The 24,705-nt window shown below is 65.2% G+C and carries 16 protein-coding genes; 15 read left to right on the forward strand and 1 reads right to left on the reverse strand.

The genetic code is table 11. The features are described 5' to 3' along the window. The first annotated feature begins 10 nt into the window (after nucleotides 1-10). The 9 genes from ACL9RJ_RS07145 to ACL9RJ_RS07185 all read left to right on the forward strand — a co-directional run bounded on the left by ACL9RJ_RS07145 (nucleotide 11) and on the right by ACL9RJ_RS07185 (nucleotide 10,947). On the forward strand, nucleotides 11-1,171 hold the full coding sequence (locus ACL9RJ_RS07145) for an acyl-CoA dehydrogenase family protein (protein WP_017125280.1): 1,161 nt from the start codon (nucleotides 11-13) through the stop codon (nucleotides 1,169-1,171). A gap of 20 nt (nucleotides 1,172-1,191) precedes the next feature. Further along, on the forward strand, nucleotides 1,192-3,279 hold the full coding sequence (locus ACL9RJ_RS07150; RefSeq protein WP_422765067.1) for an acetate--CoA ligase family protein: 2,088 nt from the start codon (nucleotides 1,192-1,194) through the stop codon (nucleotides 3,277-3,279). A 247-nt stretch (nucleotides 3,280-3,526) separates the two neighbouring features. After that, complete coding sequence (locus ACL9RJ_RS07155; protein ID WP_422765068.1) at nucleotides 3,527-5,128, forward strand: ABC transporter substrate-binding protein; 1,602 nt, start codon at nucleotides 3,527-3,529, stop codon at nucleotides 5,126-5,128. Nucleotides 5,129-5,144: 16 nt separating this feature from the next. Beyond that, nucleotides 5,145-6,104 (forward strand): ABC transporter permease, encoded by a 960-nt coding sequence (locus tag ACL9RJ_RS07160; RefSeq protein WP_017125282.1) that lies wholly within the window; start codon nucleotides 5,145-5,147, stop codon nucleotides 6,102-6,104. A gap of 3 nt (nucleotides 6,105-6,107) precedes the next feature. After that, complete coding sequence (locus ACL9RJ_RS07165) at nucleotides 6,108-6,938, forward strand: ABC transporter permease (RefSeq protein ID WP_017125283.1); 831 nt, start codon at nucleotides 6,108-6,110, stop codon at nucleotides 6,936-6,938. A 2-nt stretch (nucleotides 6,939-6,940) separates the two neighbouring features. Further along, a complete protein-coding gene (locus ACL9RJ_RS07170) occupies nucleotides 6,941-8,590 on the forward strand; it encodes an ABC transporter ATP-binding protein (protein ID WP_017125284.1) in 1,650 nt (549 codons plus the stop codon). A gap of 132 nt (nucleotides 8,591-8,722) precedes the next feature. Then, nucleotides 8,723-9,424: an NAD(P)H-dependent oxidoreductase gene (locus ACL9RJ_RS07175; protein WP_017125285.1), complete on the forward strand. Its 702-nt coding sequence runs from the start codon at nucleotides 8,723-8,725 to the stop codon at nucleotides 9,422-9,424. Between the two features lie 48 nt (nucleotides 9,425-9,472). After that, nucleotides 9,473-10,105, forward strand: a complete 633-nt coding sequence (locus tag ACL9RJ_RS07180; protein WP_017125286.1) for a TetR family transcriptional regulator C-terminal domain-containing protein — start codon at nucleotides 9,473-9,475, stop codon at nucleotides 10,103-10,105. Nucleotides 10,106-10,221: 116 nt separating this feature from the next. Then, on the forward strand, nucleotides 10,222-10,947 hold the full coding sequence (locus tag ACL9RJ_RS07185; protein ID WP_042935040.1) for a response regulator transcription factor: 726 nt from the start codon (nucleotides 10,222-10,224) through the stop codon (nucleotides 10,945-10,947). Between the two features lie 14 nt (nucleotides 10,948-10,961). Here ACL9RJ_RS07185 and ACL9RJ_RS07190 read toward each other — a convergent pair whose 3' ends face one another. After that, nucleotides 10,962-16,589, reverse strand: coding sequence for a dermonecrotic toxin domain-containing protein (locus tag ACL9RJ_RS07190; RefSeq protein WP_422765069.1), 5,628 nt, complete (start codon nucleotides 16,587-16,589; stop codon nucleotides 10,962-10,964). A 276-nt stretch (nucleotides 16,590-16,865) separates the two neighbouring features. Between ACL9RJ_RS07190 and ACL9RJ_RS07195 the strand changes: the two genes are divergently transcribed. The 6 genes from ACL9RJ_RS07195 (at nucleotide 16,866) to ACL9RJ_RS07220 (ending at nucleotide 24,705) form a co-directional block, all read left to right on the forward strand. Next, the gene (locus ACL9RJ_RS07195; RefSeq protein WP_212809733.1) at nucleotides 16,866-18,497 is read left to right on the forward strand and encodes a 5-guanidino-2-oxopentanoate decarboxylase; all 1,632 of its coding nucleotides are present in this window, start codon (nucleotides 16,866-16,868) and stop codon (nucleotides 18,495-18,497) included. 146 nt (nucleotides 18,498-18,643) lie between these two features. Beyond that, entirely contained in the window at nucleotides 18,644-20,062 is a 1,419-nt protein-coding gene (locus tag ACL9RJ_RS07200) for an aldehyde dehydrogenase family protein (RefSeq protein WP_212809730.1), read from the forward strand. Between the two features lie 157 nt (nucleotides 20,063-20,219). Then, nucleotides 20,220-22,223, forward strand: a complete 2,004-nt coding sequence (locus ACL9RJ_RS07205; protein ID WP_017125290.1) for an aminotransferase class I/II-fold pyridoxal phosphate-dependent enzyme — start codon at nucleotides 20,220-20,222, stop codon at nucleotides 22,221-22,223. Nucleotides 22,224-22,250: 27 nt separating this feature from the next. Continuing rightward, nucleotides 22,251-23,033, forward strand: a complete 783-nt coding sequence (locus tag ACL9RJ_RS07210; RefSeq protein ID WP_042935008.1) for a transporter substrate-binding domain-containing protein — start codon at nucleotides 22,251-22,253, stop codon at nucleotides 23,031-23,033. A 263-nt stretch (nucleotides 23,034-23,296) separates the two neighbouring features. After that, nucleotides 23,297-24,001 (forward strand): ABC transporter permease, encoded by a 705-nt coding sequence (locus tag ACL9RJ_RS07215; protein WP_177087961.1) that lies wholly within the window; start codon nucleotides 23,297-23,299, stop codon nucleotides 23,999-24,001. Nucleotides 24,002-24,006: 5 nt separating this feature from the next. Continuing rightward, nucleotides 24,007-24,705: an ABC transporter permease gene (locus ACL9RJ_RS07220; RefSeq protein WP_177087963.1), complete on the forward strand. Its 699-nt coding sequence runs from the start codon at nucleotides 24,007-24,009 to the stop codon at nucleotides 24,703-24,705.

Genomic DNA, 24,705 nt, shown 5'->3' on the forward strand with positions numbered 1-24,705 from the left:
CAGGTACCCCATGAATTTCCAACTGACCCAAGAGCAGGACATGCTGGTGGACGCGGTGCGCAGCTTCGTCGAGAAAGAGCTGCTGCCCCATGAAGAGGCCGTCGATCGTGCCGACTCGGTGCCGCCGGAGCTGGCCGCGCAGATTCGCGCCAAGGCCATTGCCGCCGGTTTCTACGCCTTCAACATGCCGGAAGAAGTCGGCGGCGGCGGCCTGGACTACCTGTCCCAGGCCTTGATCGAACGCGAGCTGTCCAAGGTGTCCTGGGCCCTGCACGTGTTTGTCGCACGGCCGTCGAAGATCCTGATGGCCTGTACCGGAGCGCAGATCGAGGACTACCTGCTGCCGTGCGTACGCGGTGAAAAGGTCGATTGTTTCGCCCTCACCGAACCCGGCGCCGGTTCCGATGCCAATGCGATCAAGACCCGTGCGGTACGCGATGGCGATGACTTCGTGATCAACGGCAGCAAGCACTTCATCAGCCACGCCGGCCATGCCGATTTCGCCATTGTCTTCGCGGTGACCGATACCTACGAGCACAACGGTCGCAAGCGCAATGCCGTGACCTCGTTCCTGGTGGATCGCGACACCCCCGGCATGACCATCCGCCGTGGTCCGAAATGCGTGAGCAACCGGGGGTATCACACCAGTGAGATCTTCTTCGACGATTGCCGGGTCCCGGCTGCCAAGGTGCTCGGTGAAATCGGCAAGGGCTGGGAAGTCGCCAATGCCTGGCTGACCGCCGGGCGGGTGATGGTGGCCGCCAACTGTGTCGGCCAGGCCCAGCGCGCACTGGATGCGGCGCTGCAATGGGCCGCCGACCGCAAGCAGTTCGGCCAGCCCATCGGCACCTACCAGGGCATCTCCTTCAAGCTGGCGGACATGGCCACGGAAATCCGCGCCGCCGAACTGATGACCCTGCACACCGCCTGGAAAATGGACCAGGGCACCATGACCGACGGCGAGGCCGGCATGGCCAAGCTGTTTGCCAGCGAAGTGCTGGGACGCGCCGCCGACGAAGCGGTGCAGATTTTCGGTGGCATGGGCCTGATGGACGAAGGACCGGTGGAGCGGATCTGGCGCAATGCGCGGATCGAGCGGATCTGGGAAGGCACTTCGGAAATCCAGCGCCATATCATTTCCCGCGAGCTGCTGCGGCCGCTGCTGCGCTGATCGGACCAGGAGTGCGGATTATGTCGATCAGAGACAACCTCAAGCGCCTGCTTGCGCCGCGTCACCTGGCGTTTGTCGGCGGGCGCAGCATGGCGCGGGCGCTCAAGCGCTGCGCCGACGGCGGTTTCCAGGGCCAGATGTGGCTGGTCAACCCGCAACATGCCAGCCTCGACGGGATTCCCTGCGTGGCTTCGGTGGCGGACCTGCCGTGCGCACCCGATGCGGTGTTCATCGCCACCAACCGCGAGCTGACGCTGACCTGCGTCGCCGAACTGGCGGCCAGGGGCACCGGCGGGGCGATCTGCTATGCCTCCGGTTTCGCCGAAACCGGCGTCGAGGGCCAGGCCCTGCAGGCGCAACTGCTGCAGGCGGCCGGTGAGATGGCGCTGCTCGGACCCAACTGCTACGGCCTGCTCGACTACCTGCACAATGTCGCCCTGTGGCCGGTGGCCCATGGCGGCAAGACGGTGGAGAAGGGCGTGGCGGTGCTGACCCAGAGCGGCAACTTCGCCTACAACCTGTCCATGAGCGACCGATCCCTGCCGCTGGCCTATATGGCCTCGGTGGGCAATCAGGCACAACTGGGTGTCGCGGAACTGATGGACGTGCTGCTCGACGAGCCACGGGTCACGGCCATCGGCCTGCACCTGGAAGGCCTGAAGAATGTCCCCGGCTTTGCCCGCGCCGCCCACAAGGCCCTGGAAAAAGGTATTCCGGTGATCGCCCTGAAAACCGGCGTGTCGCAGATCGGTGCCGAGCTGGCATTGAGTCACACCAGTTCCCTGGCCGGCTCCGATGCGCTGTATGACAGCCTGTTCGAACGCCTCGGGGTGATTCGTGTCAGTGGTCCGGTGAGTTTCATGGAAACCTTGAAGGCGGCGGCCTGCGGCAACCTGCCGGCGGGACCGAGCCTGACCGGGCTGGCCTGTTCGGGGGGCGACGCCGGCCTGATCGCCGACTATGCCGAACGCAATGGCCTGAGCCTGCCCAGGCTCGACGACGGCCAGCGTGCCGAACTGGCGCAGGTACTGCCCAGCTACGCCAACCTGGTCAATCCACTGGATTTCACCACGGCGATCTGGGGCAATCGCGAAGCCCTCGAACAGATGCTCGAAACCGCCTTGCGCACGCCGGCCGATGCGGCGCTGCTGGTGCTCGACTATCCGGCGGAGTTTACCGGTGAGCGCAAGGAGTGCGACCTGCTGCTGGAGCTGTATTGCCAGTTGCTCGCGCGGCACGGCAAGACCGGATTTGTCGCCTCGGCGTTTCCCGAACTGCTGCCGGCAGTGGCCCGCGAACGCCTGCATGCCCACGGTGTGGCGGCCTTGCAAGGGGTCGAGGACGGCCTTGCGGCCTGGGGCCGGATCGCTCATTACCGCGCCCGCCGCGATGCCCTGCTGGCCGGTGGCGAGTCGGCCCTGGCGCCGATCTGCCCGCAGGAACAGGACGGCGAAGGCCGCCTGCTGGATGAGTGGCAGTCCAAGCAGGCCTTGCGGCCGTTCGGTCTGCCCTTGCCCGAAGGTCGCCTGTGCCGCCCGCAGGACGCCTTGGTCGAGGCTCGCGGCCTGGGCTATCCGCTGGTGCTCAAGGTGGTCAGTGCCGACCTGCCGCACAAGACCGAAGCCGGCGGCGTCGCCCTCAACCTGAAGGACGAGGCGGCGTTGCAGGTCGCCCTCGACACCCTGCGCGGCAACCTGGCCCGGCATGCACCGGGGCTGGTTTTCGATCAGGTGCTGCTGGAACGCATGGCCTCGCCACCACTGGCCGAACTGATCGTGGGCATCAAGCGCGAGACCGGTTTCGGCCTGGCGCTGGTGATCGGTGCCGGGGGCATTCTGGTGGAACTGCTCAAGGACAGTCGCAGCCTGTTGTTGCCGACCACTGACCAGGCGATCCGCGAGGCGTTGCTGGGCTTGCGTTGCGCGCCGTTGCTCAACGGTTTTCGCGGGGGGCCGGCGGTGGATATGCCGGCCCTGGTCAAGGCGATTCGCGCGGTGGCGGATTACGCCTGCGAGAACGCCGAACGGTTGCTGGAGCTGGATGTGAACCCACTGCTGGTCAATGCCGAGGGAGCGGTGGCGGTGGATGCGTTGATCCGTCTGGCTTGAGACTTTGGGCGATCTTGCGCGCCTCTTCGCGGGCGAGCCCTGCTCCTGCAGTACGGCGTCGAACACAGATTTTGTAGGTTACGCCAAACCCTGTAGGAGCTGGCTTGCCAGCGATGAGGCCGGTGAGTCTTGCGCTGATCTGGCAGACGTCATCGCCAGCGAGCCGGCTCCCACAAGGACCGTAGCCATCCTCTAATACCGCGTCAGCAAACGAACCCTTTTCCCGCAACGTAACAGGGGCAACTCGATGAGCGATAATAACAACAAGATTCATCAACTCTCCCAGGGCTTCCAACTGGAACGCCGCGACTTCCTCAAGCTCGGTGCCATGGCCGGGCTGGCCGGGGCGGCGGCGTCCATGGGCTTTCCATTGAGCGCCTGGGCCGCCGAGGCCACGCCCAGGGCGGGTGGTGTCCTGCGCCTGGGGCTGGCCGGAGGCAGTACTTCCGACTCCTACGATCCGGGCTCCTGGAGCGACACCTTCACCTTCGTCGGCTTCTCCGCGGTCTACAACACCCTGGTGGAAATCGCCGTCGACGGCTCGGCCATTCCCGAACTGGCGCAGAGCTGGGAGTCTTCGCCGGATGCGCGGATCTGGACCTTCAAGCTGCGCTCCGGGGTGACCTTCCACAATGGCAAGACCCTCGGCGTGGAGGATGTGGTGGCCTCCATCGAGCATCACCTGGGCGAGAAGTCCACCTCGGCGGCCAAGACCGTGCTCGGCGAAGTGGTTTCGGTCAAGGCGGCCGGCAACGACAGCGTCGCCTTCGAACTGCGTTCGGGCAACGCCGATTTCCCCTATGTGGTCGCCGACTATCACCTGGTGATCATGCCCGCCAAGGATGGCCTGGCCGACTGGCGGGCCGGAGTCGGCACCAGCGGCTATCGGATCAAATCCTTCGAGCCGGGCGTGCGCATGGCCCTGGAGCGCAACCGCGACTACTGGAAGGCCGGTCGTGCGCACTTCGACAGTGCCGAACTGATCGGCATTTCCGATGGCGCCGCGCGGGTCAACGCGCTGATCACCGGCCAGGTCGATGTGATCAATAAGGTCGACCTGAAGACCGTCGGCCTGCTCAAGCGCAATCCGAACATGGTCATCGAGGAAACCAAGGGCGCCCAGCAATACACCTTCCCGATGCTCTGCGACAGCGACCCGTTCAAGAACAACGATATCCGCCTGGCGATGAAGCACGGCATCGACCGCGAGGCGCTGCTGGCCTCGGTGCTCAAGGGCTACGGCGCGGTGGGCAACGACCATCCGATCCAGCCCGGCAGCCGCTTCCTCAATACCCAGTTGGCGCAACGCAAATACGATCCCGAGCAGGCGAAGTTCTACCTGCGCAAGGCTGGCCTGGACTCCCTCAAGGTGCGCCTGCAGGCCAGCGACGCGGCGTATTCCGGTGCGGTGGATGCCTCGGTGCTGTTCAAGGAACAGGCGAGGGCGGCCGGCATCGATATCGACGTGGTCCGCGAACCGGCGGACGGCTTCTTCTCCAATGTCTGGAACAAGCAGCCGTTCACCACGTCGTTCTGGTACAGCAGCCTGACCGCCGACCGCATGTTCAGCATCGGTTATGCCAAGGGCGCGGCGTGGAACGAGTCGCACTGGGACAACGGGCGCTTCAACGAACTGCTCAACCAGGCCCGCGGCGAACTCAACGAGCCCCTGCGGCGCGAGATGTATAACGAGATGCAGGCGATCTGTCGCGACGATTGCGGCGCGATCATTCCGCTGTTCGCCAGCTCCGTGGCCGCGCGCTCCAACCGCGTGGCCCATGGCGAGCTGACCGCGCCCTATGGCGAACTCGATGGCCTGCGGCTGATCGAGCGCTGGTGGCAGGCCTGAGTGGGGAGAGCAGGGCATGAAGAGCATTCTCAAGTTGCTGTCCCAGCGCCTGGCGCTGGGGCTGTTCTCGCTGTTCGCGGTGTCGGTGATCATTTTCCTGGCGGTGGGCCTGCTGCCGGGAGACATCGCCCAGGCCATGCTCGGGCAGTCGGCGACTCCGGAAACCCTGGCGGCCTTTCGTACCCAGCTGGGGCTTGACCAGCCACCGCTGTGGCGTTTCCTGCACTGGGCCGGGCATATCCTCCAGGGCGACCTGGGGGCATCGCTGGCCAACCAGCGGCCCATCGCCGAACTGGTCGGCACGCGCCTGGGCAACACCCTCTGCCTGGCCGGGCTGGCGGCGCTGTTCTCGGTGCCCCTGGCCTTGCTGCTGGGGATGCTCGCGGCGCTGTATCGCAACTCCTGGTTCGACCGGCTGCTCAATACGGTGGCCCTGAGTGCCGTGTCGTTCCCCGAGTTCTTTGTCGCCTACCTGCTGATCCTGCTGTTCTCGGTGAAGCTGGGCTGGTTGCCGAGCCTGTCGAGCCTGCCGCCGGACGCCTCCTTCGGCCTGCTGCTGGAGCGCTCGGTGCTGCCGGTGGTGACCCTGAGCCTGGTGGTGGTCGCGCAGATGATGCGCATGACCCGCGCCGCGCTGATCAACCTGCTGGCCAGTCCCTATATCGAAATGGCCCGGCTCAAGGGCATCAGCCAGGGCCGGATCATCTTCCGCCATGCCTTGCCCAATGCTCTGGCGCCGATCGTCAACGTGATCGCCCTGAACCTGGCGTACCTGGTGGTGGGCGTGGTGGTGGTCGAAGTGGTGTTTGTCTATCCCGGCCTGGGGCAGTTGCTGGTGGACTCGGTGGCCAAGCGCGATATCCCGGTGGTGCAGGCCTGTAGCCTGATCTTCGCCGCGACCTACATCGTGCTCAATACCCTGGCCGATGTGCTGTCCATCGCCAGCAACCCACGCCTGATGCATCCGAAGGGGTAATCCATGAAAGCCGTGTTCAAAGAGCTGGTTCGCGCGCCCTGGAGTGCGAAATTCGGATTCTGCGTGATTGTCCTGTATGTCCTGGTGGCGTTGCTTGCCCCGCACCTGGCGCCCCATGGCGAGACCGAGGTGGTGGGCGAGGGCTTCGCGGCCTGGGGCGCGCAGTTCCCGCTGGGTACCGACAATCTCGGCCGGGACATGCTCAGCCGCCTGCTGTATGGCGCGCGCAACACCGTCGGTATCGCGTTTGTCACCACCGTGCTGGCGTTCCTGCTGGGCGGCCTGGCCGGGCTGGTCGCGGCGCTCAAGGGCGGTTGGGTCGACATGGGCCTGTCGCGCTGCGTGGATATCCTGATGGCCATCCCTCAGCTGATCTTCGCCTTGCTGATCCTCAGTGTGGTCGGCACCACGGCGACGTCGCTGGTGCTGGTGATCGCCCTGCTCGATTCGACGCGGGTGTTTCGCCTGGCGCGGGCCGTGGCGATGAACGTGGTGGTGCAGGACTTTGTCGAAGCCGCGCGGTTGCGCGGCGAAGGCTGGTGGTGGCTGGTACGGCGGGAAATCCTGCCCAATGCCGCCGCGCCGCTGATTGCCGAATTCGGCCTGCGCTTCTGCTTTGTCTTCCTGTTCATCAGTGCGCTGTCGTTCCTCGGCCTGGGTATCCAGCCGCCGACCGCCGACTGGGGCAGCATGGTGCGTGACAACGCCGTGCTGATCACCTTCGGCGACCTCACGCCGCTGTTGCCCGCGCTGGCCGTGGCCCTGCTCACGGTGGGGGTCAATTTTGTCGTCGACTGGATGCTCTACCGATCCAGCGGGCTCAAGGAGTGCTGAACATGAGTGAACCCAAGCGACCGCTGTTGCAGATCCGCAACCTGCAGATCGAAGGTTACTACGACGAGGCCTGGCACCGCCTGGTGCAGGGTATCGACCTGAGCCTGGCGCGGGGCGAGGTGCTGGGCCTGATCGGTGAGTCCGGCGCGGGCAAGTCGACCCTGGGCCTGGCCGCCATGGGCTATACCCGCGACGGCTGCCGGATCACCGGTGGCAGCATCGAGTTCGACGGCCAGGACCTGCTCCATTGTTCGGCCGAAACCCTGCGCAAGTTGCGCGGCCAGCGTATCGCCTATGTGGCGCAGAGCGCGGCGGCCTCGTTCAACCCGGCACATCGGCTGATCGACCAGCATGTGGAAACAGCGGTGATCAATGCCGGCATGAGCCGCGCCGAGGCCGAGGCCCAGGCCATCGAGCTGTATCGGCTGCTGCGCCTGCCCGAGCCGGAAACCATCGGCCGGCGTTATCCGCACCAGGTTTCCGGTGGCCAGTTGCAGCGGGCGATGACCGCCATGGCCATGGCCTGCCAGCCGGACCTGATCGTCTTCGACGAACCGACCACGGCCCTGGACGTGACTACCCAGATCGAAGTGCTGGCGGCGATCCGCGATGCGGTCAAGCGCCTGGGCATGGCGGCGATCTACATCACCCACGACCTGGCGGTGGTGTCGCAGATGGCCGACCGGATCATGGTGCTGCGCCATGGCAAACGGGTGGAAGAAGCGCCGACGCGGCAGATGCTCAGTGCCCCGGAGCAGGCCTACACCCAGTCGCTGTGGGCGGTGCGCTGCTTCCGCACCGAGGCCAAGGCCCGGCCGGGGCAGGGCACACCCTTGCTCGAAGTGCGCAATGCCAGTGCCAGCTACAGTAGCCAGCCGGTGCTGCACGATGTCTCGCTGCAGTTGTACAAGGGCCAGACCCTGGCGGTGATCGGCGAGTCCGGCAGCGGCAAGAGCACCACCGCGCGACTGATCACCGGCTTGCTGCAACCCACCTGTGGGCAGGTGCTGCTCGACGGCGAGGTATTGCCGGCGGACTACCGGCGCCGCAGCAAGGCACAACTGCGCAGCATCCAGATGATCTACCAGATTCCCGATACGGCGCTCAACCCGCGCCAGCGCATCGTCGACATCATCGGCCGTCCGCTGGCGTTCTACCTCGGTCTCAAGGGCAAGGCCCTGCGTCAGCGGGTCGCCGAGTTGCTGGAAATGATCGAGCTGGACCCGGGCAAGTTCATGGAGCGCCTGCCGTCGGAGCTGTCCGGCGGGCAGAAGCAGCGCATCTGCATTGCCCGGGCCCTGGCCGCCGAGCCGCGGTTGATCATCTGCGACGAAGTGACTTCGGCCCTCGATCAACTGGTGGCCGAGGGCATTCTCAAATTGCTCGACCGGGTGCAGCGGCAACTGGGCGTGTCCTACCTGTTCATCACCCACGACGTGGCGACGGTACGGGCCATCGCCGATGAGGTGGTGGTGATGCAGCGCGGGAAGGTGGTCGATGCCGGCGCCCGGGACGTGATTTTCACGCCGCCACATCGCGACTACACCGGCCTGCTGTTTTCCTCGGAGCCGGAAATGGACCCGGATTGGCTGGACCGTATCCTGCGGCAGAGGGCCTCCATCGCCGCTCCGTTTGCAACACAACCCTTGTAGGAGCGGGCTTGCTGGCGATGGGGCCCGTGAGACTTGCAGCGGCTGATCGGCCGCCATCGTCAGCAAGCCGGCTCCTGCAAGGTGGTGGTGTTTTGAAGATAAGTGACTCTTTTTCGACCGTCAGGAATACCCATGAACGTATTGATCGTCCACGCTCACCCCGAACCGCAATCCTTCACCGCCGCCCTGCGCGACCAGGCAGTAACGACCCTGCAGGCCCAGGGCCATGACGTCCAGGTTTCCGACCTCTACGCCATGCACTGGAACCCGGTGGCCAGCGCCGAGGATTTCTCCGACCGGGACAACCCCGACTACCTGGTCTATGCCCTGGAACAGCGCCTGGGGGTCAAGACCCGGAGCCTGGCCGCCGACATCCAGGGGGAACTGGACAAGCTGTTGTGGGCCGACCTGCTGATCCTCAACTTCCCGATCTACTGGTTCTCGGTGCCGGCGATCCTCAAGGGCTGGATCGACCGCGTGCTGGTGTCCGGGGTCTGCTACGGCGGCAAGCGTTTCTACGACCAGGGCGGCCTGGCCGGCAAGCAGGCGCTGGTCACCGTGACCCTCGGCGGACGTGAGCACATGTTCGGCGAAGACGCGATCCACGGGCCCCTGGAAGACATGCTGCGGCCGCTGCTGCGCGGTACCCTGGCCTATGTCGGGCTCGATGTGCTGCCGCCCTACGTGGCCTGGCACGTGCCCTATATCAGTGCCGAGGCCCGCGAACAATTCCTCGTCGGTTACCATCGGCGCCTGGAAAACCTCGACCAGGACAGCCCCCTGGTCTTCCCGCGCCTGGCACAGTTCGACGAGGCGCTGTATCCCATCCGCTGACCGCACGCTGTACAGTCAGCCATTGACGTTGAAGAGGACAGGAGCACCATGGCCGAGGAAACGCGTTTTCTGCGTATGGACCCCGAGTTGCGCAAGGCCAACCTGGTGGCGGCAACCCTGCGCTGCCTGAAGAAGTACGGCTTTGTCGGCACCTCGATCCGCAAGATCTGCGCCGAGGCCGGGGTGTCGGTGGGGCTGATCAGCCACCACTACACCGGCAAGGATGAGCTGGTGGCCGACGCCTACCTGCATATCACCGGACAGGTCATGAGCCTGCTGCGCCAGTCGGTGGCCAGCGCCGGCAGTGGCGCCCGCCGGCACCTGTCGGCTTTTTTCGAAGCGTCGTTTTCCGAAGGCATGCTCGATCCCGAGCTGCTGGAAGCCTGGCTGGCCTTCTGGGGCGCGGTGAAAACCGCCGACGCGATCAACCGTGCCCACGATCACTCCTATGGCGAGTACCGCACCATCATGGGCAATGCCCTGACCCTGCTGGCGGAGGAGGAGGGCTGGAGCGGTTTCGACAGCGGTCTGGCAGCCATCGGCCTGAGTGCCCTGCTCGACGGGCTGTGGCTCGAATGCGGCCTCAACCCGACCACGTTCACCCCGGCCGAGGGGGTGCAGATCTGCGAGGCCTGGGTCGATGGCCTGCAAATGGGCGGCTATCGGCGTTTCCTGCGCTGATCGCGGCTTGTTGATCAACTGTTCAGCAAGCGCTACAGTACTTCGAAAATTCCTACCGCTTCGCATAATTCCAAGAATCGGCCGTTCGCGGCACGAAAAGGAGCCAGGTAATGAAGGTGATGCCGTGCGTGCTGATCGTCGAGAATGACCGGCTGGTCCGTGAACAATGGCAGGCGTGCCTGAGCCGGGACGGCTATGAGGTCCATTGTGTCGACGGTGTCGAGCAGGCCGAGGCCTGCCTGAGTCGCTTGCCGGTGGCGCTGGTGTTGCTCGACAGGCAATTGCCCGGGGTCGACAGCCTGGCCCTGACCCGCCAATGGCGGCAGCGTTCGGAGGTCGGCATCCTCCTGGTCGGCGAGCACGACGACGAGGCCGAGCGGATCGCCGGCCTGGAATGTGGCGCCGACGATTGGCTGATCAAGCCCCTCAATCCCCGCGAGCTGGTGTCCCGTGCGCGCAACCTGACGCGCCGGGTGTGTCGCCTGCAACCCGACCCGCCGGCAACGGCGCCGACCAATGAGCACCTCAAGCATTTCGCCGACTGGACCCTGGACACCGACCGTCGCCGCCTGAAGGCCTGCGACGGCAGTGAAACCCTGCTCAGCCACGGTGAGTTCCAGTTGCTCAACGTGTTTATCCGCAACGGCGGTCACACCTTGAGCCGCGACCAGTTGATGGAGCAGTTGCGCAACCGCGAATGGTTGCCCAGCGACCGCTCCATCGATGTCCTGGTAGGACGCCTGCGGCGCAAGCTGCATGACAGCCCGGCCGCGCCGGAGTTGATCATTACCGTGCATGGCGCCGGCTATCTGTTCACCGCCAGGACCTCAAGGGCGGCTTGAGTCAGGGGGGCGAGTCAGAGATCGGTGGCTTCGGCCACACGCTCCAGCCTGACCTTTCTGACCAGCGCCTCGCTCAGGTCGTCGATGCTGGCGAACAGTTGCGCTTCGCTGAATCCCCAGCGCTGATGAACGATGTAGAACTTGCCCGTGGCCTGGTCGGTGCGAATGATCGTCGTGGCGAGGGAGCGATCCCTGGAACGATTGATCAGGATGGGCCCTTGGGGAGCCTTTTCGACGGTGAACATGCCGGCACGACTGAGTTGCGGATGGGTGTCGAGTCGGGGTTGGCGCAGGTAGGTGACATCGCTGAGTTCAACCACCTGCCTCAACCTGGCTTGCTGGAGCCCCCATATCAGGTCCTCGATACTTCTGTACTTGACGCCACGGATGTCGCCGAATCTCGGGGCTTCGACATGAAAAACCTCACGGGAATCTCCTGAACTGTCGACAAGCCGGCTGCGGATCACCGGGTGCTCCGCCGGGACCAGCAGACGGGCGCTGTGGGGATCGACCGAGCGGCAGACGACACTGTAGCGATCACCTTTTTGTTCGATCAGGAAATCCTCCGGTCGGATCAGCAGCCCCCTGTGGGGAGCCGGTGTCCGTGGCAACGGCTGGGGCGCCACGTTCACTTCCAGCTTCGCATCGGCGCGTACCAACTGAATATCCTGGGCGTATCGGCCTTGAGTGAACTCTCCCAGGTCATCCAGGACGCGCAGCGGCAAGGGTTGCCCTCCGACATCGACGGCCCGCAGGTTCACCGTCCCCAGCAGGTCGGCCAGGCCCGGTTCGCCGAGCACAGTGCTGGCGTGGGAGTCCTGGACCAGGGCAATCCAGCGATGCGGGCCTTGCTGTAGCTGGTCCGTAATGATGACTTGGCGGGCATAGTATTTCAGGGTCCTGGCCCGATCTGGATTGTAGCTGCGCAGGCCCTGGCGGTAGCTTGCGGCGCAGTCGATCGCCTGGACGCGAATGCCGTTGGCCCGGGCGCTGTCAAGCACCTCATGCAAGGCGTAGGGGCCGCTCGGGTCGATGCTGTGTTCGAGATCTTGCAGTCTCAGTGTCTCTCTCAGGCGTGGGGACATGACGTCGCTGCGATGGAAGTTGTTGATGTGAACCTGATCGAAGTCCGTCAGGAGGTTTTCCAGGTACAGGGTCTTGACCTGATGCTCCGTGGCGAGCGAACGCATGTTGTCGATCAGGAACTTGCGGCCGGCCCTGGCCGAGTAGGGGGCACCGAGGACGATGCCGTTGCCGGTCTGATAGGCACGTTCGAGCAGGTGCGTCGCCAGCCCGGCTTCCAGCAGGTCGGTCGCCAGGGTCTTGGCCACGGGGGCCGGTTTTTCAGCGAAGAAACTTCGGGCGTCTTCAAGCAACCGTCTTGAGGCGAAGTGCACCTTCGGGGCGGCCTGGCGCTCCAGCGCGGAAGCCGTCGGAACGAACCAGCCGGGATCAAGCGTTCTGTTGTAGGTGCGAATCAGCCCTTCGAGGGTGTTCCGGTAGGTGGCCGGGACTTCATAACGGGCAGCGCCGACCGCCTCGGGGGCGCCGCCCAACAGGCGAGCCCTGGGCAAGGGTTGCCAATGACTGCCCTCACGGATGAGCTCGATATCTTCCGTCCAGGTGCGCTCCTTGAGCAGGTAGCGCTTGCCGCCTCGGGAACCGGTGCGGTACCACTTGCCCTCCAGCTTTACGTACTGGTCCATGCGTGCCGTGCGGTCGACGAAGAGCCCGTCGCGGTAGTAGTTCAGTTCCGGCACGCTGCTGAGTTCGTAGTCCCGGAGTTCCGAGGCCAGGGACCTGAGCGATGTCGCCGAGGAAGATTCGGCGCTCAGCAGCGGTTGCCGGGAACCGTCCAGGCCGCCCCGGCGGGTCTTGACCAGGCGGGAAACCCTGGCGAGGGGCCACGTCCGCGCCTTGAGCAACAGGGGTCTCATCGCTTGCAGCGGGAAGGGCGCCGCGGCGTCAAGAAGGGTCTGGACCAGCGCGTCCGTGGCTTCCTGGTGGTGCCCCAGGGCCAGGGCCTGGCCGACATTGGCGATGCCGTACAGGCCACGCAGCGCATAGATCCACAGGCTGAGCTGCAAGGGCGAGGCGCCGAGGATGACCTCGATCGCGAAGCGCCAGCTGACATTGATCCAGTACCAGAGCGTTTCATGGTCCACTCGTTGGTTGCTGGCCCCGAGGTATTCGACGCTGCTGATCAGGTGCCGGGCCCTGGCTTCGTACAGCGTGCTGAACAGGTCGCCTTCGATGGGGAAGTAGCGGACCAGCGGGAACTGGCGCGTGAACAGCCGGGCCGGATCCCACTGTTCGTTCCGGGCGGCCCGTGCGATGCAATAGGGTTTCCACTCCGGCTGCTTGAGCAGCGCTTCGATCGCCGACAGGCCTGCCAGCTCGCGCCAGGCCTTGCCGTCGGGAGATTGCGGTGTGTAGAACAGCAGGCGACCGGCGGGATCGTCGCTGCTGATCACCAGCACCTCGTCGATACTCATGCCGTTGCGAGCCCCGTCCGTGCCGCCGAGCATCAGGTAGTTGGCCTGGACCTTGTAGCCGTCCAGCAGCGGGCGGCGCTGGGCCGACGGATGCTTGAGCAGGTGTTCGATGCGCCGGTAGCCACGTTCCAGGGCACTGCCCCTGGCGTCGAGAAAGTCCCCGCTCAGGCGTGCGACATAGGCCTGCAGTTTCATCCGCGCGCGTTGCCCTTCGATCCAGGCGGTGCGCACCGACGCCTGGTCCCGGCCGAGCAGTTTCTGTTCGAGCAGCGTCTTGTAGCTGCCGGGGGCATCCACGGCCCGGACGATAGCCCGGACCTGGCTGTCCGTCAGGCTCGACGGGGTGCCGTTCGGGTTGATGAGGATCGCCTTGAAACTGACCGTTTCGCCCAGGCGCGTGCCCTTGATGTTCTCCAGTGCCAGGGCCGTCAGCGACAGGCTGCGCGGGTGCATCCGGGTGACCGGTGGCTGGCTTTGCCAGGCCGGGCTCAGGTGGTGGGTGGTATGGGAGACATGCACCACGATGTCGTCGGGGGCGGCCTGGATCTGCGGGTAGTGCTGTTGCAGATGGCTCTTGAGCAGGCCCGCCGCATGGGCTTTCAGAGCCGGCAGATCGCTGAGCGAAGAGGGCACCGGGTTGGGTTCCAGCGTGGGGCGCCACAAGGTCGCGAGCCGGGTCTGTTCGTCCTGGCTGATGCTGTTGATCCGCTGCAGCAGGTCGCTGAACATCAGGTCGCGATTACGCCGCCTGAGGACAGGGGTGATATCCAGTGGCCCGGCCAGGCTGACGGCACTGTCCAGCTGCCGGGCGAACTCGACGACATCGTTGTGCAGGCCCGGCGCGCCTCTGACAAAGCGCCAGGTGTCGCTGAAATCCTCTTTCTGCCTGGCGAGCAATCCGTCCACCAGGAGCTGGAAGGGATCACCCTGTTCGGCCCGGTAGCTGAACGGCGCGCTGCCGTCGGCAGTGCTCGGCGGACGCCAGGTTCGCTGTCGCTGCGGCAGCAGTTCGAGCAGCGATTCGCGTTCGACCTTGTCATCGAGGCGCCGGACCAGGTTCTTTTCCAGGGCCTGCAACGACGCGAACGGCTCCAGGCCACGGCCGATCTGATAGAACAGCGCCGGCAGCTTGTGGGTGTCCCCGACGGGGCTGCGGGTGATGACCAGGCAGCCTTGCAGAATCAGGTCGGCTGGTCGCAGGGCGATGCGGTAGACGTGGATCGGTCCCTGCGCGGGGAATTTTTTCAGGCGTTGCTCATGGGTGGGCTGCTCCAGAACCCGCTCCAGGTCCTCGCGATGGCCTTTGTCCAGGCTCTGGTCCAGTTCGCGCAACTGCGCTTCCAGGCGCATCTGGGTCCGCAGGTTTTCCCGCAGCAGCGACGCGACGCTGGCCCAGAAACTGTCCAGGGCTTCGGTGAAACGCGTGTCGAAACCCAGGCCCGCGTCATCCAGGGTTTTGCCCAGGCGCCCGAGGTCCAGGCCGGCCAGTTGCTGTTCGTCGTAGACGCCGGTCGCACTGGCGTAGAGGCCGCTGGTGGCCGGGTCGAATGTTTGCGGGTTGCCAGCCAGATGCTCGACAAACACTTGCGTCAGCGTCTGCGACTGTCTGACACCGCGATAGCGCACTTGCTCGCCGCGCTCACCGCTGTCCGACAGGGGCCAGTAGAGGCTTTCCTCATAGGTGTTGAGGAAGATCGCATCGGGATCCTTCGAGGCGGCCTGGGGGAAATCACGTGCCAGTTGCCGGCTCAGCAGCAGCCCGGCGAACCAGTGGAAATTGGGTTGCTGGCGCGCCAGCATCAGGGTGCGGTCATTGGTGGCGGCCAGGGCATCGAAGGTTTCCCGCTGGCGCTGGGCGAGCAGGTCGGGGCCGGCGAAGGCACCGGGCGCGTCCTGCTGGTAGTCGTTGCCATCGGAAAGGCGGTGTGAGGGTTCCAAGGGGGAAAGTCCCAGCAAGGCGCGCAGATCGGCGCGTGAAAGAGGAGGGTGCTGGCGCAGCAGGCGCTGGATGGCTGGCCGGTCGGTCAGGCCGAGGGGCTGGCGCAGGGTGTCCGGCAGGGTTGCCAGGACCGCGGGCAGGTCGGGCTGCGCTGCCTGCTCCGGGCCTTCGGCGGCATGCAGGCTGAAACGGCCATCACGGCGCAGGATGATGTGGGTCTGTTCTGCCTGTGGCTCGCCGATGCCGGCCAGCAACGGGCCGTCCGGCGCCTGCTCGCGCAGTTCCAGGCGCACGCCGCTCGCTGGCCAGTCCGGCCAGGTGGCGAGGCTGTGCAGCAGCAGCCGCTGGGTGTCGTCGTTGTGTTGCCGGCTTTCCAGGAACAAGCCTTCATAGGCCTGGTTCAGACGTTCCTCCTGCAGATACCAGTGGGCATCCCGTGCCTGGTCCTCGCTCAGTTCGCCCTCGGACAAGGCCAGCGAATGAAGGTCGTGCCCGCTCGAGTTGGCGAGCAGTTCGTGGGCTGCCGCCCGGGACAGCCAGGGGACCTGGTCGCGCAGCAGGTTTTCCAGCGGATCGTGGGATTGCTGGCGGAAGGCGTGGAGGTTGTCGAACAGCGCCTCGCGGCGAGAGGACAATTGTGCGGCGGCCTGGCGCCTGAGTACCGACAACTGGCTGTCGAGGGTGGTGTACTGCCCGCCCAGCAATGACTCCCGCTGTTCCGTGCTCAGTTGTGGCAGGACGTGGCTCCACAGGTTGCCATCGAGTACTTGCGCCCGGCTGACCCGTATCCTCGGCAGGTCGGGCGAACGGTCGGGGCCGTATTCGGCCGCCGCCGTCTCTGCGGGCGGGTCGTACACTTGCAGCACGCTCGTCGCCGGCCAGAGCAGTTCCAGTCCGAGCAGTTGCAACTGCCAGGTCAGGCTTGTCGGCCGAGACATGGCGGGCGAGTCCTGGCTCAGCGCGTCGATGAAGTCCTGTATCTCCTGTTCCAGCTCGAAGCGCTGGCGGGTGTCGAACAGCAGCGCCGGCACCTGGCGCGATTCGCTGTAGGCGGCGCGCAGGGCGGGACTGTCGATACCGCTGGCCAGGCGGATGCAGCGGGCGGTCTCGGCGGGCAGGTCGGCGAGAAAATGCGCGATGGCGTGTTCCAGTGACACCGATGCGGCGTCGCTCGCGGGCGAATCGCTCGAGGTGATCGGGGGGCTCATGCTGAAGGTCCTTGTCGTTGCGGGAGGACCGTCATTCAACGCGCAAGCCGCAGACCGGGGGCGGTAGTTAATGCTGTGAGCGAGGATGTTCAAAGATGTAACAGGTCGGCGGACAGAGAAACCTGAGGCAGGGTTATTGTTATAAAAAACAACAGGTTGTATCGGTTTGTCGGGTTTTGTCGAGGTGTCCGGGGAGGATTGTGTCGCGCTATTGAACGAGTGTTTAATAGTGCCGGCGATCTCCCATCACCCCACCCCAACAAGACGAGGGCTAGCATGAGTTCCCAATCGACCCTGCAGGCTTCTTCCACCACGCTCACCGGCGGCCAGGCCCTGGTGCGCCTGCTGGCCCATTACGGTGTCGACACGGTGTTCGGTATTCCCGGCGTGCACACCCTGGAGCTGTATCGCGGCCTGCCCGGCAGCGGCATCCGCCATGTGCTGACCCGCCACGAGCAGGGTGCCGGTTTCATGGCCGACGGTTATGCCCGGGTCAGCGGTAAGCCCGGTGTCTGTTTCATCATCACCGGCCCTGGCGTGACCAACGCCGCCACCGCCATCGGCCAGGCCTACGCCGATTCGATTCCGCTGCTGGTGATTTCCAGTGTCAACCACACCGCCAGCCTCGGCAAGGGCTGGGGGTGCCTGCACGAGACCCAGGACCAGCGGGCGATCACCGCGCCGATCACCGCGTTTTCCGCGGTGGCCCTGAGCACCGACGACCTGCCGGAACTGGTCGCCCGCGCCTTTGCCGTGTTCGACAGCGAGCGGCCACGGCCGGTGCATATCTCGGTGCCGCTGGATGTGCTGGCCGGTGCCGTCAGCCGGGACTGGAGCGCTGAAGTGGTACGTCGCCCGGGGCGCGGGCTGCCGGGGCGCGAGGTCCTGGAAGAGGCCGCGCGGCGACTGCAACAGGCCCGGCGGCCGATGATCATTGCCGGCGGCGGTGCGCTGGCCGCCGCAGACGAGTTGCAGGCCTTGAGCGAACGCCTGGGCGCGCCCGTGTTCACCAGCGTCGCCGGTAAAGGCCTGCTGGCCCCGGACGCGCCGTTGAACGCCGGTTCCAGCCTGTGCGTCGAGCCCGGCTGGGAATTGATCGCCCAGGCCGATGTGGTCTTCGCGGTCGGCACCGAAATGGCCGATACCGATTACTGGCGGGAACGCCTGCCGCTGACCGGCGAGGTGATCCGGGTCGATATCGACTCACGCAAGTTCAACGACTTCTATCCCTGTGCCGTGGCCTTGCACGGCGATGCCCGGCAGACCCTGGCGGCCTTGTTGACGCAATTGCCGGCCCAGGTTCGCGATGCCCGGGAAGCGGTTCAGGCGGTGGCGAAGCTGAGGACGGCTGTACGCGCCGGCCATGGGGCGTTGCAGGCGATCCACCAGCAGATCCTCGACCGCATCGCGGCGGCGATGCCGGCCAACACGTTTATCAGCAGCGACATGACCCAGCTGGCCTACACCGGCAACTACGCCTTTGCCAGCCGGGCACCGCGCAGCTGGCTGCATCCCACCGGCTACGGCACCCTCGGCTACGGCTTGCCGGCGGGGATCGGCGCCAAGTTCGGCGCGCCCCGGCGGCCAGGCCTGGTACTGGTGGGCGATGGCGGTTTTCTCTACACGGTGCAGGAACTGGCCACCGCCGTTGAGGAACTGGACAGCCCGCTGGTGGTGGTGCTGTGGAACAACGATGCCCTCGGCCAGATCCGCGACGACATGCTCAGCCTGGATATCGAGCCGGTGGGCGTGTTGCCGCGCAATCCGGATTTCGCCCTGCTGGCCCGGGCGTTCGGTTGCAGTGTCTGCGAGCCGCAGAGCCTGGACGAACTGGAGCGCGATCTGCGCACGGGCTTCGCCCATGCCGGCGTCACCCTGATCGAACTCAAGCATGCCTGTGCCCGCTGATGCCTTGATGATCGTTCCCACGCTCCGCGTGGGAATGCCTCGCTGGACGCTCCGCGTCCGCTCTTGTGAGGCAGAGCGTCACGGGTTGCCTGCCCACGCAGGGCGTGGGAACGATCGGCGAATCCCGATGATGGAGAACAATAACAATGAATACCTACACCCATCTTTATATCAACGGCGACTGGGTCGTGCCCCATGGCAGCGGCGCCGCCGAAGTGATCAACCCGGCCACCGAAGCCGTGACCGGGCAGGTCCCGCTGGGCGATGAGCGCGATGTCGAGCGTGCCGTCACCGCCGCGCGCCGGGCCTTTGCCAGTTGGTCGCGTACCCCGGCCAGCGTTCGCGCCGGCTATATCCTGGCACTCGGCAGGCAGCTCAAGGCCCGCGCCGGGGAAATGGCCGCGCTGATCACTGCCGAGCTGGGCATGCCGGTGCAGTGGTGCCAGGCGGTCCAGGTCGACGGCCCGCTGGAGGGCCTGCTCAGCTATGCGCAAATCGCCACGTTGATGGAAGAGCAGCGCGAAGTCGGCAACTCCGTGGTGATCCGCGAGGCCGTGGGTGTCTGTGCCTTTATCAATCCGTGGAACTACCCGTTGCATCAACTGATCGGCAAGCTCGCGCCGGCCCTGGCGGCGGGTTGCACGGTGGTGGTCAAGCCCAGCCAGGAAACCCCGTTGCATGCCTTCCTGCTGGCCGAGATGATCGACGCCATCGGCTTGCCGCCCGGCGTCTTCAACCTGGTCAGCGGCCCCGGCGCCAAGGTCGGCGAAGCCCTGGCCCGGCATCCGGACGTGGACATGGTGTCGTTCACCGGTTCTACCGCCGCCGGCGTGCGGGTGTCGATGGCCGCCGCGCCGACGGTCAAGCGGGTTTGCCTGGAACTGGGTGGCAAGTCACCGTTCCTGATCACCGCCGATGCCGATCTCGCTGCCGCCGTGCGCCATGGCGTGCAGGACGTGATGATCAACTCCGGGCAGACCTGTACCGCCTTGACCCGCATGCTGATTCCCCGCAGTCGCTACGCCGAGGCCCTGGGACTGGCGCGGGCCGAGAGCGAAAGCCTCAAGGTCGGCGACCCGCTGGACCCGCAGAGCTTTCTCGGCCCGATGTGCTCGGCGTCCCAGCGCCGTACCGTGCTCGACTACATCCGCGTCGGCCAGCAGGAGGGTGCCCGCCTGTTGAGCGGCGGCGCCGAAGTGCCGAAGGGACTGGAACGCGGTTTCTACGTGCGGCCGACGCTGTTCGCCGAGGTCGACAACGCCATGCGCATCGCCCAGGAAGAAATCTTCGGCCCGGTGCTGTGCCTGTTGCCCTACGACGACGAGGAACAGGCCCTGCGCCTGGCCAACGAGTCGCCCTTCGGCCTGTCCAGTGCGGTCTGGGCCGGCACCCCGGCGCGGGCGTTGGAACTGGCGCGCGGACTGCGTGCCGGACAGTGCTTCGTCAACGGCGCGGCCTTCAACTACCGGGCGCCGTTCGGTGGCTACAAGCAGTCTGGCAACGGCCGTGAATGGGGCGAGGAAGGGCTGGCGGAGTTCGTCGAAACCAAGGCGATCCAGTGCTGAAAACCGGCACGACTGTCGTGAAAACGACCTGTTTGCGCTGAACGCGAAGCTGACGGATTTTTCCTATTGAACGAGTGTTCAGCTTCGTCTATGTTGGCTCCACCACCCCCGGCTGGTTGCGGGCTTGCGTTTCTTCAAATTCGAACGAGGCACTGGCATGCGGTTTTCACCTTTTGTTGAGCGGATCTCTGGTGACGGTGTGGCCGCCTGGGACATTCATCACGCGGCGTTCGAAGCCCAGCGCCGCGGCGAGGATGTGATCATCCTCAGCGTCGGCGACCCGGATTTCCCCACCCCCGATTTCATTACCGAAGCGGCCATCGAGGCCCTGCGCGAAGGCGACACCCACTACACCGAGATCGCCGGGCGCCTGGCCTTGCGCGAAGCCATCGCCGCACGCTACAGCCCGTTGTTCGACCGTCAGTTGCAGGCGGCGAATGTCATCACCGTGGCCGGGGCGCAGAACGCGTTGTTCATCACCTCCCTGTGCCTGCTCAACGCCGGTGACGAAGTGATTGCCCTGGACCCGATGTACGTGACCTACGAGGCCACCCTCAAGGCTTCCGGCGCGACCCTGGTACGGGTGCCCTGCGCGGCGGACTCGGGATTCCGCCTCGATGCCGCCTTGCTGGCCAGGGCCATCACCCCGCGCACCCGGGCGATCTTCTTCTCCAACCCGAACAACCCCACCGGTGTCGTGCTCAGTCGCGAAGAACTGCAAGCCATCGCCGACCTGGCGATTGCCCACGATCTGTGGGTGGTGGTCGATGAGGTCTATGAAAGCCTGGCGTTCGAGCGTGAGCATGTCAGCCTGGCGGCGTTGCCGGGCATGGCCGAGCGCTGCGTGACCATCGGCAGCCTGTCGAAATCCCACGCCATGACCGGTTGGCGCATTGGCTGGATCGTGGCCAATGAAACCCTGGTGGCTCATGCCGAGACCCTGGTACTGAGCATGCTCTATGGCTTGCCCGGCTTTGTCATGGAGGCCGCGCTCAAGGCGGTCCAGGCCCATGACGAAGTGACCCGGGGCATGAGCGAGATCTATCGCCGGCGCCGCGACCTGGTGGTGCAGGGCCTGTCCGATTGTCCGGGCATCGCGGTGCTCAAGCCCGACGCCGGCATGTTCGTGCTGGTGGATGTACGCGAGACTGGCCTCACCTCCCTGGAGTTCGCCTGGCGGCTGTTCCGCGAGGCCGGCGTCTCGGTGCTCGATGCAGCGGCGTTCGGCGAGCCGGCGCAAGGTTTTGTGCGACTGTCCTTCACTCTTGGCGAGGAACGCCTGGAGCAGGCCTGCCAGCGGATCCGCGGGTTTGTCGGGGTCCTCAACGGCGAGCCGCCACGGCCGCTGATCAGTCGTGTGACGCCCCCTGGCGCGGTCGAACCTGCCGCTACCCGGACCATGATCGAGGTCGAGCGCCTGCACAAGCGCTTCGGCAATATCGAGGTGCTCAAGGGCGTGTCGCTGACCGCCCGCGAGGGCGAGGTGATCTCGCTGATCGGCGCCAGCGGTTCGGGCAAGAGCACCTTGCTGCGCTGCATCAACATGCTCGAAGTGCCGGACCAGGGCCGCATCCTGGTGGACGGCGAAAGCATTCACCTGAACTACGACCGCCCCGGCGCACCGCTGGTGGCCGATGCCAGGCAGTTGGTACGGATCCGTTCCAGCCTGGGCATGGTGTTCCAGAACTTCAATCTCTGGCCCCATCGCACGGTGCTGGAAAACCTGATCGAAGCGCCGACCCAGGTCCTGCGCGAGAGTCGTGCCGAAGCCATCGAACGGGCCGAAGCACTGCTTGAACGCGTGGGCCTCGCGGCCAAGCGCAACGAGTACCCGGCGTTTCTCTCCGGGGGACAGCAACAACGGGTAGCCATTGCCCGGGCCCTGGCCATGCGGCCCAAGGTCATGCTGTTCGATGAACCCACCTCGGCACTCGACCCGGAACTGGTCGGGGAAGTGCTGCGGGTGATCCGCTCCCTCGCCGAAGAAGGCCGGACCATGATCCTGGTGACCCACGAGATGGCCTTCGCACGCGATGTCTCTTCCAAGGTGGCCTTTCTGCATCAAGGGCTGATCGAGGAAACCGGTTCGCCGGATGAAGTGTTCGTACACCCACGCAGCGAACGTTGCCGACAATTCGTCAACGCTCATCAGACTCGCTAACGCATCATAAAAAGACGGGGCAACATCATGGGAAATCGACGTTTGGCAAACTGGTTGACGGGCGTGGCCTGTGTCCTGCTGGCCGGCATGGGCGCGGCACAGGCCGCACCCATCCGCTTCGCGGTTGCGGCCGAACCCTATCCGCCGTACACCGAGAAGCAGGCCAATGGTGAATGGAAGGGTTTCGAGGTCGACCTGATCCACAAGCTGTGCAGTGAAATGAAAGCCGAATGCGAGATCAAGGAGGTGGCCTGGGACGGAATCATCCCGTCGCTGCTGGCGAAGAAGATCGACGTGATCTTCTCCTCCATGTCGGTGACCGAGGAACGTGAGAAACAGATCGCTTTCAGCAAGGCCTATTACGATTCGGTGATCGCCATTGTCGGGCCCAAGGGCACCACGGTGAAGAAATATCCGGATGACCTCAAGGGCAAGATCATCGGCGTGCAGAACTCCACCGTGAGCGCCAGCTACCTGAAGGCCTATTACGAGAAGATCGCCGATGTGAAGTACTACGACACCCAGGACTCGGCCAACGCCGACCTGATTGCCGGGCGCATCGACCTGATGATGGCGGACGGCACGGCCATGACCGCGTTCGTCAAGACTCCGGATGCCAAGGACCTGGCCTATCTCGGCGCGGTGCCCTATGACCCGATCTTCGGCAAGGGCGTGGGTGCCGGCCTGCGCAAGGACGACACCGAGCTCAAGGCCCGCCTCGACAAGGCGATCCAGACCCTGCTGGCGAGCAAGGACTACGATGATCTCTCCCAGAGCTATTTCGGCACCAGTGTGAAACCGGCGTTCTAGCGTCCGATCGTTCCCACGTTCCAGCGTGGGAATGCCTCACAGGGCGCTCCGCGTCAGCTGTGTGACGCAGAGCGTCACGGGCTGCATGCCCACGCTGAGCGTGGGAACGATCAAACCGGCGTTCTAGCGTCCGATCGTTCCAACGCTCCAGCGTGGGAATGCCTCACAGGACGCTCCGCGTCCGCTGTGTGGCGCAGAGCATCACGGCTGCATGCCCACGCCGAGCGTGGGAACGATCAATCTGTAGGAGCTGGGAGCCAGCAATGTTCGAATTGATCAATTTCAGCGAACAGGGATGGGGCAGTGCGCTGTTGAAAGGGCTCTGGATGACCCTGCAGATTTCCGCCGGGGCCTTTGTGGTCGGGCTGTTCATCGGGCTGGTGGTGGCGTGCCTGAAGCTCGGCGCGCCCAAGCCGGTCGCGGCGCTGATGCGCGGCTACACCACGTTGTTCCGGGCGGTTCCGGAGTTGTTGCTGATCCTCCTGCTGTACTACGTCGGTTCCATGCTGCTCAACTCGCTGATGGCGCAGTTCGGCCAGGAGGCGGTGAATGTCAGCGGCCCGCTGGCGGCGATCCTGGTGCTGGGGCTGGTCCAGGGCGCCTATGCCTCGGAGATCTTCCGGGCAGCGATCCAGGCGATCCCCTACGGCCAGATCGAGGCGGCACGGGCATTCGGCCTGAGCGGTTTCGGCCTGTTCCGCCGGGTCACGCTGCCGATCATGGCGCCCTATGCCATGGCCGGTATGGCCAACCTGTGGATCAACCTGATCAAGGACAGTGCCCTGATCAGCGTGGTCGGGACCAACGAGTTGCTGTACACCGCCAAGCAGGGCGCGGGTTCGACGCGCCACTACCTGTTGTTCTACCTCACGGCTGCCGCGCTGTATTACGCGGTGACGCTGGTGTCCAACTACCTGTCGGGACGGCTTGAGCGACGCATCCGTCGCTGGATGCCTTTGGCTGAGTGAATGAAATGATTCCAGCGTGGATACTCGAATACGCGGCGTTGTTGGGCCGCGGATTGCAAACGACCATCAGCCTCCTGCTGATCTCCAGCGTGCTGGGGTTCGGGCTGGCGGTGCTGGTGGCCCTGGCCAGGTTGTCGAAAAACCGCCTGGTCGCCAAGGCCAGCCTGTTCTACACCAGCGTGCTGCGCGGGACGCCGCTGCTGATCCAGATCTACATCTTCTACTACGGGCTGGGCAGCCTGTTCGCCCAGTTCCCGTTGATTCGCGGCAGTTTCCTCTGGCCCTACCTGCGTGACGGCTACTGGTACATCGTCTTCGCCCTGGTGTTGTCGGTGGGCGCCTATGTCGGCGAGGTGATCCGCGGTGGCCTGCTAGCGGTGCCCAAGGGCGAGATGGAAGCGGCCTCGGCCTTTGGCATGACCCCGCGCCAGTCGCTGTTGCGGGTGCGCCTGCCACGGGCCATGCGCCTGCTCTTGCCAACCCTGGCCGGGGAGACGGTGATGCTGCTCAAGTCCACGGCGCTGGCCTCGACCATTGCCGTGATCGACCTGCTGGGCGCGGCCAACGTGGTGCGGGCCCAGACCCTGCAGGTGTACCAGCCGCTGCTGCTGGTGGCCGGGGTCTATGTCTGCCTGACTTTCCTGATCGAGGCACTGTTTGCCTTCGCCGAACGGCGCGGAACGCCGATGCGCAGGTCGGTGTGA

Origin of the sequence: Pseudomonas sp. Mn2068, assembly GCF_049319725.1 — a bacterium.
In the GTDB taxonomy this organism is placed as follows: domain Bacteria; phylum Pseudomonadota; class Gammaproteobacteria; order Pseudomonadales; family Pseudomonadaceae; genus Aquipseudomonas; species Aquipseudomonas gingeri.